This is a genomic window from Nocardia miyunensis NBRC 108239 (genome assembly GCF_001613065.1).
Classification (GTDB): domain Bacteria; phylum Actinomycetota; class Actinomycetes; order Mycobacteriales; family Mycobacteriaceae; genus Nocardia; species Nocardia miyunensis.
Genome location: NZ_BDBQ01000106.1, coordinates 22,600 through 35,220, shown reverse-complemented (window position 1 = coordinate 35,220; position 12,621 = coordinate 22,600). Strand labels below are relative to the sequence as shown.

Below are 12,621 nucleotides of genomic sequence, written 5' to 3'. Positions count from 1 at the left end.
GATGAAAGCGCGGGTGCGTGACAACTTCTTTCGATAGCACGTGGGCTCCTGGGGAATTGTGTTGGCGGGTTCGGGGTGCAGGGGCACCGTTAATGGATGCCGAGGTAGTCCTCGAGGGTGTCCGGGTTGGCCTTCAGCAGCGGTTCGTGAACCGCTTCGCCCGGAAATTCGCTGGCCTCGAAGAACCAGCGGCGCGAGGCGGGCATGCCCCACAGTTGCGCGCGCCGGGGGTCGGTAACATCCCAGCGGATGGGCGGCGTCTCGAGGTCGATGAACTGGTAGTGGGTATTGAACAGTTCGATCCGGTGCTGGTCGGGGTCGCGCAGATAGAGGAACAGCGCGTTGCTGATGCCGTGCCGGCCAGGGCCGCGGTCGATCTCGTCGCCGAGTCCGAGCGCACCGACGACGTCGGCTGCGTGGATCAGCGACGTGGCGTCGGGTACGGCGAAGGCGAAGTGGTGCAGTCGCGGACCTCGGCCATTGGTGAACACCAGATCGTGCGTGTTGCCCTTGACCTCCATCCATGAACCCCACAGTTCGTCGGTGCCGTCCTTGGCGGTGTACTCCGACATGCGCATGCCGAGTCCGGTCCAGAACTCCGTGGCCGCGCCCACGTCGTAGGTGACCACCTGGAAGTGGTCGATACGTTGCGGCGCACCGGATTTGAACTCGTCGTAGTTCTGCATCCGGCGCGGCACGACGTCCATCTCGGAGGTCAGTTCCATGAGCGTGCCGACCGGGTCGCGGAACTGCAGGGTCGCACCCTGGTACGCGCGTTCGATCCGCTGATGCTCGATGTTGTTGTCCGCGAAGAACTTTTCCGCGAACCGAATGTCCGCATCGGTGCGCACCCGCAGACCGACTCGCCGCGCCTGGGCGATTTCGGACTGTTCCAGGACGAGGCTGTGGTGCGCGGCCTCCTCCAGGCCGCGCAGGTACACGGTGTCGCCGGTCTCCTCGGTGACGACCAGGCCGATGGCGTCGCGGTAGAAGTCGCGACTCTTCGCCAGATCGGTGACGGCCAGGGTCACATGGCTCGCGCGGGTGATCCGAAAGGCGGGATTCGGGTTGGTGACAGGTAGCATGATGACTCCAAAACAAGTGTGGGGCAGTCGATGTCAGCTCCTCAGCGGGAGCGCGACTCCCACTCGGCGATATATCTGCGCCCGTAGTCGTTGCCATTGGGCAGCCGGAACGTGCTGTGCACATGGAATCGGGCCGGTAGCCGATTGGTCAGCCACACACCCGCGTGGTGATCCAATTCGGCCAGGAACACCGGACTTTGAATGCGCAGATAGGTCGGCTGGGTGCCATCGGTCGCGCCGTACCAGCTGAACCATGTCTCGTCGAGGTGGGCGTCGAACTCGGCCATGGTGAGCGCGCGCTGCGCGTCCTGGATCAGCAGGAAGTCCTCGGCGATGGCGCGCAACAGCATTCGCTGACGCTGGTCGAGCTCACCGGCCCGGATGCCCTCGTACGGCACCACGCGATTGTCCCGGAACGCGCCCGCGACGTGCCGCTCGTCCGCGGGATGCAGGCGCCCCTCGGGCATCGCCGGATCGAGCACCGATTCGTAGACCACGGCCTTGGCCCGCTGATCGGCGCTCAGCGACGACGCGAGTTCGATCGCGAGCCGCTCCCGCGCCTCGAAGATCGGCGGGCGCACTCCGTCCGAAATCGCCGGTTCGGCCCCGATGAACACCGGCGCGGCGACGTGCCGCCCGGCCACCGAGACGAAATTGACCGCGACATGATGCCCGAACAACTGCCAGCCCCACGCGCCACCGACGGCGGGCGTGCCGTACAGCGCCGCGAAGTAGCTGCGGTCGTTCATGATCGTCGGCAGGTCCACGAGCTCCCCGAGGAAACCGTTGAGCGCCATGGCCTCTCGGACGCGTTCATATCCTTCGGCACTCAGCGACGCCTGCACGAGGGCCAGGAAGGCATCCGAGGATTCCCCTCCGAGATCCTCGAGCCGCAGGCCGACCCGATGGAAGACGAACTCCGGATTGCTCCATGCCCGGAATTCGTTGTCGCCCAGGGAATGTGCGAATTTCTCGCGCTGCTGCGGGGTGAGCAGCGCGAGCACCTTCTCCGCGGCGGCTACCGCGGCGGCGTCGTCGGTCGCGGGGTCGTCCGGGAGGGAGTAGAGCCCCTCCCGGACGACCCCGTCGGAGGTGATGCCGACGAACGGCTCGTCGAGCAGTTCGTCCCAGAAGCTGAGCAGATCCCGCAGGAAATCGGCGGACAGATATCGGTCGGTCGCGAACTGTTCGTAGGTCATCCCACGGAACTGGGCGATCTGCGGATCGTCGTGGTCGAACAGATATTTCGTATATCCCGCGGCCGGGAGTTCGATCGCTTCCTCGCGCCCGGCCGTACGCGCGGTGGAGAAGAAGCCATCGATGTCCTCGCCGTCCTGCGGTGTGTGCTCACTCATCGCCCTCTGCCTCGGTCCTGATCGTGATCCGTCTGTGGTCCGGCGTATGCGTCAGATCGGCAGCTTGAACATCTGCTTGGCGTTGCCGTACAAGATCAGATCGCGCTGCTCGGGAGTGATGTCGAGCTCGTTCTGCACAAAGTTGACGCCCTGGCTCATCCAGCCGTAGAACACCGGGAACGACGAACCGAACATGTAGTGGTCCGCACCGTTGACCTTGATCGCGCACTCGACCTGATCCTTACCCCACGAATGCGGGTGGGTCATGTCGAAATAGATGTTGCGCTCCATGAAGTTCTGGATCTCCTTGCCGCCGGTCGAATCGAGGCGGACCAGCGACTCCTTCTTGTTCGACACGTGCGGAGTCAGCAGCGCTTGATTGGCGAACCAGTTGCCGCCGAACATCGTGTGCACGAACCGGAGACCGGGCATCCGATCGAACATCCCGCTGAACAGCTCACGCCCCACCGCGGTCGCCTGATCGACGATGCGGCCGAACTCACGGCGCAGATTCGTGTAGTCGATCACCGACTTCCACTCGACCGGCAGCGGCGTGTGGTGCACGATCACCGGGATGTCGAGCTTCTCGATGACCTTCAGATAGGGCTCGAATACCGGGTCGTCCAGGTAGAGCTGGCCGTAGTGACAGGCCAGCTGCACACCGACCGCACCCAGATCACCGACACAGCGCTCTAGCTCGTAGATGTTCTCCTTACCTCCCCACGGGGGTACGCACGCGGTCATGAACAACCGGCCCTCCGAGCGCTTGGTGATCTCGAAGGCGTTGTCGTTCACGGCTTTACACGTCTCCAGTCCCAGCCACTCCTGCCACACCGGAACGCGCATGATGGCGTAATCGACACCGGCGTCGTTCATCACGGCGAGTTTCGCCTCCGCCGAGTAGTCGCCCTCGACGTAGTTGAGGTTCTGATGCCCGGCGGGCTTCTCGAGGATCATGTGCTTCTTGCCGCTGTCCATGGTCTCGACGCGGGCGATCTCACCGAATCCGCGCGGGACGCTCGTGAGGAACCCGTTGAGCATCTTCTCGTTGGTGAACAGGTCCTCGGGCAGGTGGTGGATGTTGATGTCGACGACGGTCATGCAGGCCTCTCCTGACTTCTGCTATAAAGATACTGTTTTCGAAATCATACACATTTTTCGGCGCGGGACAACGCCCCCCACGGAATGAGGAATCGATGACCGACATCGCCATCGTCGGAGCCGGACCGGCCGGTCTAGCAGCGGCACTTCGCTTGCACCAGAAGGGTTTCCGCCCGCGGATCTACGAGACGGTTTCCGAGCTGCGCCCCCTGGGCGTCGGCATCGACGTCAAGGTCTACGGCACGAAGGAGTTCGAGGAGCTCGGTCTGCTCGAGGAGTTCCGCGCGATCTCGGTCGACGCCCAGGAGTCTGTCTTCTACAACAAGTACGGCCAGGAGATCTACGCCGAGCTGTGCGGCACGCACATGGGCTACCTGCACGAACAGCGGTTCGTGCATCGCGGTGTGTTGCAGATGCTGATGTACCGGACCGTCCTGGAACGGCTCGGCCAGGATTCGGTGGTACTGGGCGCCCGCACCCTCGGATACCACCAGGACGGCGACAAGGTCACTCTCGACATCGAGCACGTCGACGGCTCGACCGAGCAGATCGTCGCCGATGTGGTCATCGCGGCGGACGGCATCAAATCCGTCGTCCGCCGCCAGATGCACCCCGAGAGCGCGGACCCGGTGTACTCCGGCATCACCATGTGGCGCGGCACCACACTCATGGAACCGTTCGCCACCGGCGGCACCATCCTGCACATCGGCGCGCCGCAGATCTCCAGCATGATCGTCTACCCGATCGCCGACGACTGGCAGGGCAGCGGCAAGACTCTGGTCAACTGGGTCGTCGAGGCCACCCGCGACGAATCCGTGGAGGACTGGAACCAACTCGGCTCGATCGAGGAGATCCTGCCCTACTACGACCAGACTCAGATCCCGATCCTGGACGTGCAGCAGATGCTGCGCGACGCCGGCGAGGTCTACCTGTTCCCGCTGATCCGCCACGATCCGCTGGACACCTGGGTCGACGGACGGGTCGTGCTGATCGGCGACGCCGCACACGCGATGTATCCGCGCGGCGGCAACGGCGCGTGCCAATCGATCGTCGACGGGGCCACCCTGGCCGACAAGCTCGCCACCATCGAGGATCCGCACGAAGCGCTGAAGGCGTTCGAAGCACAGCGCCTGGCCATGGTCAACGGCATCGTTCTGTCGCACCGCGGCGAGGGCTACGAGGTCATCCGGCGGATGGTCGAGGAACGCACGAACGGCGAGCCGTTCGCGGACATCGAGGACGTGCTGCCGCTGGCCGAGGCCGACGAGATCTTCAGTAAATACCACGCTCTCGTGGGCCAGCCGCGCCCCGGCCATGAGGCCGGTGACGCGACCGGATTCCGCACCAAGTATGCGCAGACCGCGCACTGACCCCATTCGGCCGGCAGCGCGCCCGCAGCGCCGCGCCGGGCCGGATACCACCGCCTCATTCATACGAACGCACTATCCGAAAGAGGTTGTCGTGCACCACGGACAACACACCCGCCTTGTCCTCCCCGCCATGAACGGCAGAGTGTCCGAGGAGGAACTTCGATGACCGAATCCGACCCCACGCCGGTGACCAGCGCGGACGGGCAGACCCGGCAGGAGATCTTCGCGGTCGAGAAACGGCGCCACGAGACGTTGATGGCCGCCGACACCGATGGGCTGAGCGAACTGCTCGATGAATCGCTGGTGCACATCCACGCCCCCGGGCTGACACACAGCAAAGCCCAACTGCTGGAACATGTTCAGAAGCGCCAGGCGTACATCGAGATGCGCAGGGAGCAGCTGCGGGTCCGGCTGATCGGCGAGCACGTCGCGATCATGACCGGGCGGCTGATCAACCGCCTGCGCTCGCCCGACGGCGGTGAGCGGATCGTCGCCGGGGTGGCCACGCAGGTGCTGCGCCGACGCGCGGACGGCGGGTGGCTGTTCGTCAGCTTCCAGATGACCCCCGACGGCGAACATGTCTGGCCCGCACTGGATTCGGAACTCGTCGCCGACGACGAGGGCGACACCATCGACACCCGAGCGAACAGCGGAGGCGAACAAGAATGAGAATTGCCCGATTTCATCTCGGCGACAACCCATCCCGGCTCGGCCGCGTGGACGGGGACCGACTCACCGACATCTCCGAGGTCCCCGGCGTCGGGACGTCACTGCGCGCGATCCTGCCCCGGCTCGATGAGCTGAAGGACTCGATCCTCGCCGCCGACGGCCCGAGCCACGCGCTGTCCGACATCGTGCTCGAGCCGCCGATCGACGACCCGCAGAAGTATCTCGGCATCGGCATGAACTACAAGGCGCACGCCGAGGAGGCGCGGCAGGCCGGTATCCCGATTCCGACCAGCCAGATGTGGTTCAACAAGCAGACCTCCTGCATCGTCGGGCCCTACGACGACATCGTGAAACCCGCTGTCTCCGACGAACTGGACTACGAGATCGAACTGGCCGTCGTGATCGGTCAGCGGTGTCGGCACGTGAAGGTCGAGGATGCGCGGTCGGTCATCGCGGGGTATCTCGTCGCGAACGACGTCTCGGTCCGCGACTGGCTGCACAAGCGTTCTCCCACATTCACTCTCGGCAAATCCTTCGATACGCACGGACCGATCGGACCGTGGCTGACCACCGACGACGAGATCGCCGACCCGCTGAATCTGCACATGACCCTGACGGTCAACGACCGCGTCCGCCAGGACTGGTCGACCGACGACATGATCTACGACATCTACGATCAGATCGCCTACCTGACCCAGGTGATGACGCTGCTGCCCGGCGATATCCTCGCCACCGGAACGCCATCCGGAATCGGTGCTCCCACAGGCGATTTCATCGTCCCGGGAGATATCGTCCGAGCCGAGATCAGCGGCCTGGGCGTCATCGAGAACCGCGTCATCCCGGAGGCATGACATGGCCCGCCGCGTCAGCATCGACGTCCCCGGATTCGGCCATGCCAACCCCATCCCGGTCGGCAGCCGAATCGGCCCCTTCCTCGCCTCCGGCGTACTCACCGGCCGCGACCCGGTCACCCACGAGCTACCCGACAGCCTGGACGCCCAGTGCGCCAACGTATTCGACCACGTTCGCGCACTGCTGACCGCGGCGGGCGGCACCACCGACGACATCCTGAAGATGACCTTCTGGCTAGCGGACTACCGCAACCGCGAAGCCCTCAACCGAGAATGGCTCGCAATGTTCCCCGACCCCGCCACCCGCCCCGCCCGCCAAGCCGTCGCCGCTCACCTCGACGGCGGCTCCCTGGTCCAGTGCGACCTGCTGGCCGTCCTCGACGATCCCGCCACGCGATGATCGGCATGTTCGACGCCGTCCTCGACCAGAGGCTCACGTTGCCGCGAGCCGTCATGGGGCGCGACGCGCTAGACGTTCCCGGCGAGGGATTCTGGCCTGAGTCATAGAGATATGCACCCCAGCGGAAAATTTCCCTGGGGTGCATCCGTCGTGCGCCCGTCAGCGCTCGGACGGATAGAACCCGGTCTCGCCAGAGCCGACAACCAGAGCAGGGATGTACCGCTCGCGTTCCCCACCCCCGGTGACTGCGAACAATTCTTCATCGTCTTCCAGCGGCATCGCGTAGTACCGCATACCGAAGTGATCCTGTGTCTGTTCGGCTTCGACCGTCAGGGCCCGGTGCGTCGTCTCGATCTCGATACTCGGGAACTCGGCGGGGAACCGAACACCTACGAATGTCGGGAACCCGTCATCCTTGGACACCCAGAACCGAACACCTTCGTCCGGTTCTCTCTGGCCTCCGATACCTCCGGCGACCACTCGGCCCGCTTCGTTTCGAGCCTCGATGTACGTCCAGTCCGGATTGTTGGGGTCGCACCACACGCGCCACGCGTAGCCGCTCTCGTACCGCTCTGCGGTTACCGGCGTCCAGCCTTCATCTGCGAGCGTTGTCATACGTGAATCCTTACACACGGATACCCCGGAATAGTGGTGTGTCCGAGCGGGTCCCACCAACCCGCGCACAGTTGTGTGCCGTCCCAAAACTCGCCCGTCGGTCCGTAGGAGTCTCGACGGTCAAACCCTCCCCCGACACGTACAGCGTCACCGCCCCATCTTGCCGCTCAGCATCCGCACGAGCCGGACCGGCGCCGACTGTGAGCGCTGGACTCAACCCAACGAGTACAGCGACGAGAACGAGCCATGGTCTTGTATTCATCTGTCCCCCTGCATATTTCGTGTATCATCTGCAGGTTCCATGCATTTGAGTGCGTCACGAAACCGAGCTATTACCTCAACTGGCAACGGCGCTGCCTCAGCTCCGGTAGCCAACTCCGGAGCCATGTACGTTCCGGGCTCGCTGCGCTGATCAAGCACGGATCTCACCCTCTGCGCGGCCAGAGCAACAAGGCGAAGAACGCCACCAACGGCACCCCGAAGGCCAGACACAACCCCATCACGCGGATTCCGTCTCGTCGTCGACAAGCCTGAGCCCCTGCGTCTCCTCACCGGGACCGAACGCCCGAGCATCGGCGCAAGACTGTCGAGTCTCCAAATACACTCCGGCACCCGGTACGTCGCCGGGGCACTCCTGTATCTCGAACACCCCGCCCGGAAACGTGTAAAGTCTTGTACGCGTGTTTGATTGGTCTCCACCTACACCCATTTCGACCCCCTGTAGTCGTGTCACTGCCCGCGCGGGGACAGCATCGGTTACGGACATACGTCCGCTGGTTTGGTAGGCACCCCGCAGTCGGTGGCGTCACACGCCACGGGGGCCACGTACGACGCTACGAAGCGGGTAACAGACTGGTCCAGAAACTTGCTCGAGCTTGCACAGAATGAAGCTTTCGCTTTCGTAGCGCACTATCTCGAGGGAACATGGAACTCAGAGGTGCAAGCCCGTGCACATCAGTAGACGAGAGGTAGCCCGATGAGATTGCATCTGCTCGGAAAAGGCGGCTCCAAGTCGGGCGACTGTCCGAGCTTGCTGGCCACGGATCAAGGAACGTACGTGGCCCAAGGGTGGCGGACCGGCCGCGCCGACACCGTTGAGATCCCGCACTTGCTGACCGGCTTCGCGGAGCCGGATACCTACCTCGGCGCAACACTGACCGATACCGGACGGGGCACATTTTTGGTGACCGGCCGACCGATCTCGGAGCCGGACGTGTTGGCACAGCTGACCTTGGCGGACGATGAGTCCGCTATCGAGATTCCGAAGAACCGGAGAGCCTTCTATGGAGCTGAAGCCAAGTAGCCCTTGGCCCGAACTGTTCGGCCGCGCTCAGCGTTCGGCCATCCACGTCGAAGTTCGCGACAGTTACGCCGTACCTGCCGAATCGGAACCGTTCCGGCGGTTCCTGGCCGGCGAACCTCGGGAGGCTGAGCCGGACAGCTATTGGCAGGCATGGGCCGACGTGGTGAAGGACGCCACTGGACGAGGCATAACCGTATCTCGTATCCGAGTCGTCTCCGAACCACTCAGCGACTATCACCGGTGGCTGCTGACCGAGACCGGCGACAACATCGATATCGGCGAGGACATCCGGTACTTGCCAAGGCATTTCGCCAGCGCCGACGAAGTGCCGACTGATGACGCATGGGTGTTTGACGGCAACACAGTGGCGTTCAACCTCGTTGACAGCCACGGTAGCCCGGCCGGAGCAGCAGTCACCGCAGATCCCGGTGTCGTGGCGTATTACCGGCACGCCATAGACCGTATGTGGTCAATGGCTACGCCGTACGCCGATTACAATTCTGGTCAACGGTGACCAATTCGGTTCAAGAGCAACGGGAGGCACTCGGGCAGAGACTTCGGGAGATGCGCCAAGCATCCGGGGTCACTGCCCGGGAACTTGCCCGCCGCGAGGGCTGGCACGAGTCCAAGTGTTCGAAAATCGAATACGGAAAGATCAGGCCATCGGAGACTGATATCAGGGCATACTGCGCTCATACCGGCGCAGAGGAACAATTACCTGACCTGCTCGCCAGTCTTAAAAACCTCAACGCGGCGTACATGGAGTGGCGCCGATTACTGGCTACTGGGACGAAGAACCGGCAGATACAATCGCTGAAGCTCGAAGCAGAAACTGAAATAATCCGAAATTGGCAGCCGCAGGTAATTCCAGGACTGTTGCAGACCGCCGATTATGCAGCAGCGATCCTCCGATACAGTATAGAGTTCTACAGGGTGCCGGATGATGTCGACAAAGGTGTCTCCGCCCGTATGGATCGTCAACGAATCCTGTACAAAGGAACTCATCGGTTCTACTTCTTGATAGCTGAACAGGCGTTGTACACCACAGTAGGTGGTGATGATGTTATGACCGGTCAACTGGACCGGCTTCATTCGATTATCGGTATGCCTCGAGTCACGCTAGGAATTGTTCCACTAATGGCTGAGGCAAAGGCAGCGGTAGAGAACTTCGTCATGTTCGATAACCGCGTGGTGAAGATTGAGGGTGCTACAGCTGAGCTGACTATCATCCAACCGCGAGAGATAGCCCAATACGGCCGGGCATTCGATACGCTCGCCGGGCAGTCCGTGACCGGTGAGGCTGCCCGAACATTGATCCGTAAGGCGCTCGCAGTCCGCACCAAGGCAGCCGAGTAGGCCAGTCCGCCGAACCGGACGTACGGCGGGCGGTCAGAATCACCCGTCGATGTGTTTGCGCACCGATATCGCCCGGCATGTGAACTCCCCCTGCGGTACATCTTCGATCTCGACATCCACCAGGTCACCCACGCGCAAGGCCATGTAGTCCTCGGGCGACATGGTGGACAGGTGGAACCACGCCGGAGTTCCGTCCGCTCGGGTGAGGACGCCGGTCCCTTTGCTCAGGTTCCAGCGGTACACCGTGGCGATCTCTGCCATGCTCTGCGTTCCCCTCTCACCTGCATCGAATGCTCCAGGTCAACCTCATAGTCGTATCGAATCGTCCACGCCGCTGGATCTTTAGATGGTTCACGCCGCTGCGTGCCCACTCAGGAAGCGCCACCGCAACACTTCCTGAATGCGCCGTCACGCAAGCAGCGACCCCGAGGAAGTCGCACGCCCAGCAACGCGCAGCAATCCGTGGCAGCACGCGAGCACGGAAACTCTTCTGCGGCAGTCCAATCGGCCACCTCGATGACGAGCCCGGACAGGCTCGCTCGAGCTGAGGTCAGCCGGCCGATCGGATGATGAGCGCGTCGCCCTGGCCGCCCCCACCGCAGAGGGCTGCCGCGCCGATGCCGCCGCCTCGACGTTTCAGTTCCAGTGCAAGGTGCAGGACGATGCGGGCGCCGGACATGCCCAGGGGGTGGCCGATGGCGATTGCGCCGCCATTGACGTTGACCTTCTCGGGGGCGATGCCGAGTTTGCGGGCCGAGGCGATGCCGACGACCGCGAATGCCTCGTTGATTTCCACCAGGTCCAGGTCGGTCGGTGAGATACCTTCCCTCGCACAGGCTTTTGGCGATTGCGTTGGCGGGCTGCTCTTGGAGGGTGGAATCCGGCCCGGCCACCACGCCTGCCGCGCCGATCTCCGCGATCCAGCTCAGGCCCAGCTCCTGGGCCTTGGCCTTGCTCATTACGACCACCGCGGCCGCGCCGTCGGAGATCTGCGAGGCGGAACCCGCGGTGATGGTGCCGTCGGGGGCGAAGGCGGGACGCAGTTCGGCCAGGGACTCGACGGTCGTGTCGGCCCGGATGCCTTCGTCCTCGCTGATCACGATCGGATCGCCCTTGCGCTGCGGGACCGACACCGGGATCACCTCGTCGGTGAACACGCCGTTCTTCCAGGCCGCCGCGGCATTGCGATGCGAGGCGGCGGCGAAGGCGTCCTGATCCTCGCGGCTGATGCCGTCCACGGTGTTACGGGTGTCGGTCAACGTACCCATCGCCTGACCGGTGAAGATGTCCTGCAAGCCGTCGGCGATCATGTGATCGTCCAGGGTCGCGTCGCCGTATTTGAAACCTTCGCGGCTCTTGGTCAGCAGATGCGGCGCGCGGCTCATCGACTCCTGCCCACCGGCCACCACGATCTCGTACTCCCCCGCGCGAATCAGCTGATCCGCCAAGGCAATTGCGTTGATTCCCGACAGACACACCTTGTTGAGCGTCAGCGCCGGAACGTCCATCGGGATCCCCGCGGCCACTGCCGCCTGACGCGCCGGAATCTGGCCCGCACCCGCGGTCAGCACCTGCCCCATGATCACGTAGTCGACCTGTTCGGGCGCGACGCCGCCCTTCTCCAGCGCGGCTTTGATCGCGAATCCGCCCAGCTCGGACCCGGAGAATCCGGCGAGCCCGCCGAGCAGCCGCCCGACCGGAGTACGGGCACCGGCGACGATGACGGAAGTACCTGCCTCAGACATGCGCTTGCTCCTCCAGGGCGACGATCAATTCGTAACCGGTTGCGGCAGTGATCTGTTCGACGGTCACATCGGGTGCGAGCTCGCGCAGCAGCAACGTGCCGTCCCGGACGTCGATGACACCGAGATCGGTGATGATGCGATGCACCACGGCTTTACCGGTCAGCGGCAGCGAACACCGTTCGACGATCTTGGGGCCGCCGTCGCGATCGGTGTGTTCCATGAGAACGATGACGCGCCGGGCGCCGTGCACCAGGTCCATCGCGCCGCCCATGCCCTTGACCATCTTGCCCGGCACCAGCCAGTTGGCCAGGTCGCCCTCGTGCGAGACCTGCATCCCGCCCAGGACAGCGGTGTCGATATGCCCGCCGCGAATCATGCCGAACGACAACGCCGAATCGAAGAACGCCGCACCCGGGTTCACCGTCACGGTTTCCTTGCCCGCGTTGATGAGATTCGGATCGACCGCGTCCTCGGTCGGGTACGGACCGGTGCCCAGGATGCCGTTCTCCGAGTGCAGCACCACGTTCACGCCGTCGGGAAGGTGGTTCGGAATAAGGGTCGGCAATCCGATCCCCAGATTCACGTACTCACCATCGACCATTTCGGCAGCGGCACGGGCGGCCATCTGCTCACGATTCCAACTCACGCTGCGTCCTTTCCGTCGCGAGCGAGGCGCTGCGTAGTCACGCTCCGCTGCCGTCGGCTCACCTGACCGCTCATGCTGTGCCGGTTCTCGGCATGAGCCGGGCGCTTCGTGCTCACGCTTCGCCG

Annotated in this window: 13 protein-coding genes and 1 pseudogene; 7 read left to right on the top strand and 7 right to left on the bottom strand. The window is 63.7% G+C overall.

Annotated elements, in window-relative coordinates:
• Window positions 1-89: 89 nt before the first annotated feature.
• Genes hpaD through NM2_RS39870 form a run of 3 tightly spaced genes read right to left on the bottom strand, consistent with a single transcriptional unit; the run spans window position 90 to window position 3,541 of the window.
• Window positions 90-1,085: a 3,4-dihydroxyphenylacetate 2,3-dioxygenase gene (gene hpaD, locus NM2_RS39880; RefSeq protein WP_067680833.1), complete on the bottom strand. Its 996-nt coding sequence runs from the start codon at window positions 1,083-1,085 to the stop codon at window positions 90-92.
• Window positions 1,086-1,126: 41 nt separating this feature from the next.
• On the bottom strand, window positions 1,127-2,440 hold the full coding sequence (locus NM2_RS39875) for a DUF3500 domain-containing protein (protein ID WP_084532036.1): 1,314 nt from the start codon (window positions 2,438-2,440) through the stop codon (window positions 1,127-1,129).
• 51 nt (window positions 2,441-2,491) lie between these two features.
• A complete protein-coding gene (locus tag NM2_RS39870; RefSeq protein ID WP_067680828.1) occupies window positions 2,492-3,541 on the bottom strand; it encodes an amidohydrolase family protein in 1,050 nt (349 codons plus the stop codon).
• A 95-nt stretch (window positions 3,542-3,636) separates the two neighbouring features.
• Between NM2_RS39870 and NM2_RS39865 the strand changes: the two genes are divergently transcribed.
• The 4 genes from NM2_RS39865 (at window position 3,637) to NM2_RS39850 (ending at window position 6,831) form a co-directional block, all read left to right on the top strand.
• A complete protein-coding gene (locus NM2_RS39865) occupies window positions 3,637-4,911 on the top strand; it encodes an FAD-dependent monooxygenase (protein WP_067680824.1) in 1,275 nt (424 codons plus the stop codon).
• A 162-nt stretch (window positions 4,912-5,073) separates the two neighbouring features.
• Window positions 5,074-5,580, top strand: coding sequence for a YybH family protein (locus tag NM2_RS39860; protein ID WP_067680822.1), 507 nt, complete (start codon window positions 5,074-5,076; stop codon window positions 5,578-5,580).
• The gene (locus NM2_RS39855; protein ID WP_067680820.1) at window positions 5,577-6,431 is read left to right on the top strand and encodes a fumarylacetoacetate hydrolase family protein; all 855 of its coding nucleotides are present in this window, start codon (window positions 5,577-5,579) and stop codon (window positions 6,429-6,431) included. Before NM2_RS39860 ends, NM2_RS39855 begins: the two co-directional genes overlap by 4 nt.
• Before the next feature lies 1 nt (window position 6,432).
• Window positions 6,433-6,831 carry a RidA family protein gene (locus tag NM2_RS39850; RefSeq protein WP_067680818.1) on the top strand — a complete coding sequence of 133 codons (399 nt, stop codon included), beginning with the start codon at window positions 6,433-6,435 and terminating at the stop codon, window positions 6,829-6,831.
• Window positions 6,832-6,990: 159 nt separating this feature from the next.
• On the opposite strand, the gene NM2_RS39845 is transcribed toward NM2_RS39850, so the two are convergent.
• Window positions 6,991-7,446, bottom strand: coding sequence for a hypothetical protein (locus NM2_RS39845; protein ID WP_067680813.1), 456 nt, complete (start codon window positions 7,444-7,446; stop codon window positions 6,991-6,993).
• A 976-nt stretch (window positions 7,447-8,422) separates the two neighbouring features.
• Here NM2_RS39845 and NM2_RS39840 point away from each other — a divergent pair.
• The 3 genes from NM2_RS39840 to NM2_RS39830 are packed head-to-tail and all read left to right on the top strand — an operon-like array spanning window position 8,423 to window position 10,105.
• Complete coding sequence (locus NM2_RS39840) at window positions 8,423-8,749, top strand: hypothetical protein (RefSeq protein ID WP_067680810.1); 327 nt, start codon at window positions 8,423-8,425, stop codon at window positions 8,747-8,749.
• Window positions 8,730-9,263 carry a DUF6879 family protein gene (locus NM2_RS39835; protein ID WP_067680808.1) on the top strand — a complete coding sequence of 178 codons (534 nt, stop codon included), beginning with the start codon at window positions 8,730-8,732 and terminating at the stop codon, window positions 9,261-9,263. The genes NM2_RS39840 and NM2_RS39835 overlap by 20 nt, the downstream gene beginning before the upstream one ends.
• Entirely contained in the window at window positions 9,215-10,105 is an 891-nt protein-coding gene (locus tag NM2_RS39830) for a helix-turn-helix domain-containing protein (protein ID WP_369690359.1), read from the top strand. Before NM2_RS39835 ends, NM2_RS39830 begins: the two co-directional genes overlap by 49 nt.
• A 39-nt stretch (window positions 10,106-10,144) precedes the next feature.
• Here NM2_RS39830 and NM2_RS39825 read toward each other — a convergent pair whose 3' ends face one another.
• The 3 genes and pseudogenes from NM2_RS39825 to NM2_RS39815 all read right to left on the bottom strand — a co-directional run bounded on the left by NM2_RS39825 (window position 10,145) and on the right by NM2_RS39815 (window position 12,496).
• Window positions 10,145-10,366: a S1 domain-containing protein gene (locus NM2_RS39825; RefSeq protein WP_067680802.1), complete on the bottom strand. Its 222-nt coding sequence runs from the start codon at window positions 10,364-10,366 to the stop codon at window positions 10,145-10,147.
• 289 nt (window positions 10,367-10,655) lie between these two features.
• Window positions 10,656-11,850: pseudogene (locus NM2_RS39820) on the bottom strand (acetyl-CoA C-acetyltransferase).
• Entirely contained in the window at window positions 11,843-12,496 is a 654-nt protein-coding gene (locus tag NM2_RS39815; protein ID WP_281182821.1) for a CoA transferase subunit B, read from the bottom strand. Before NM2_RS39815 ends, NM2_RS39820 begins: the two are co-directional and overlap by 8 nt.
• Between the last annotated feature and the right edge of the window lie 125 nt (window positions 12,497-12,621).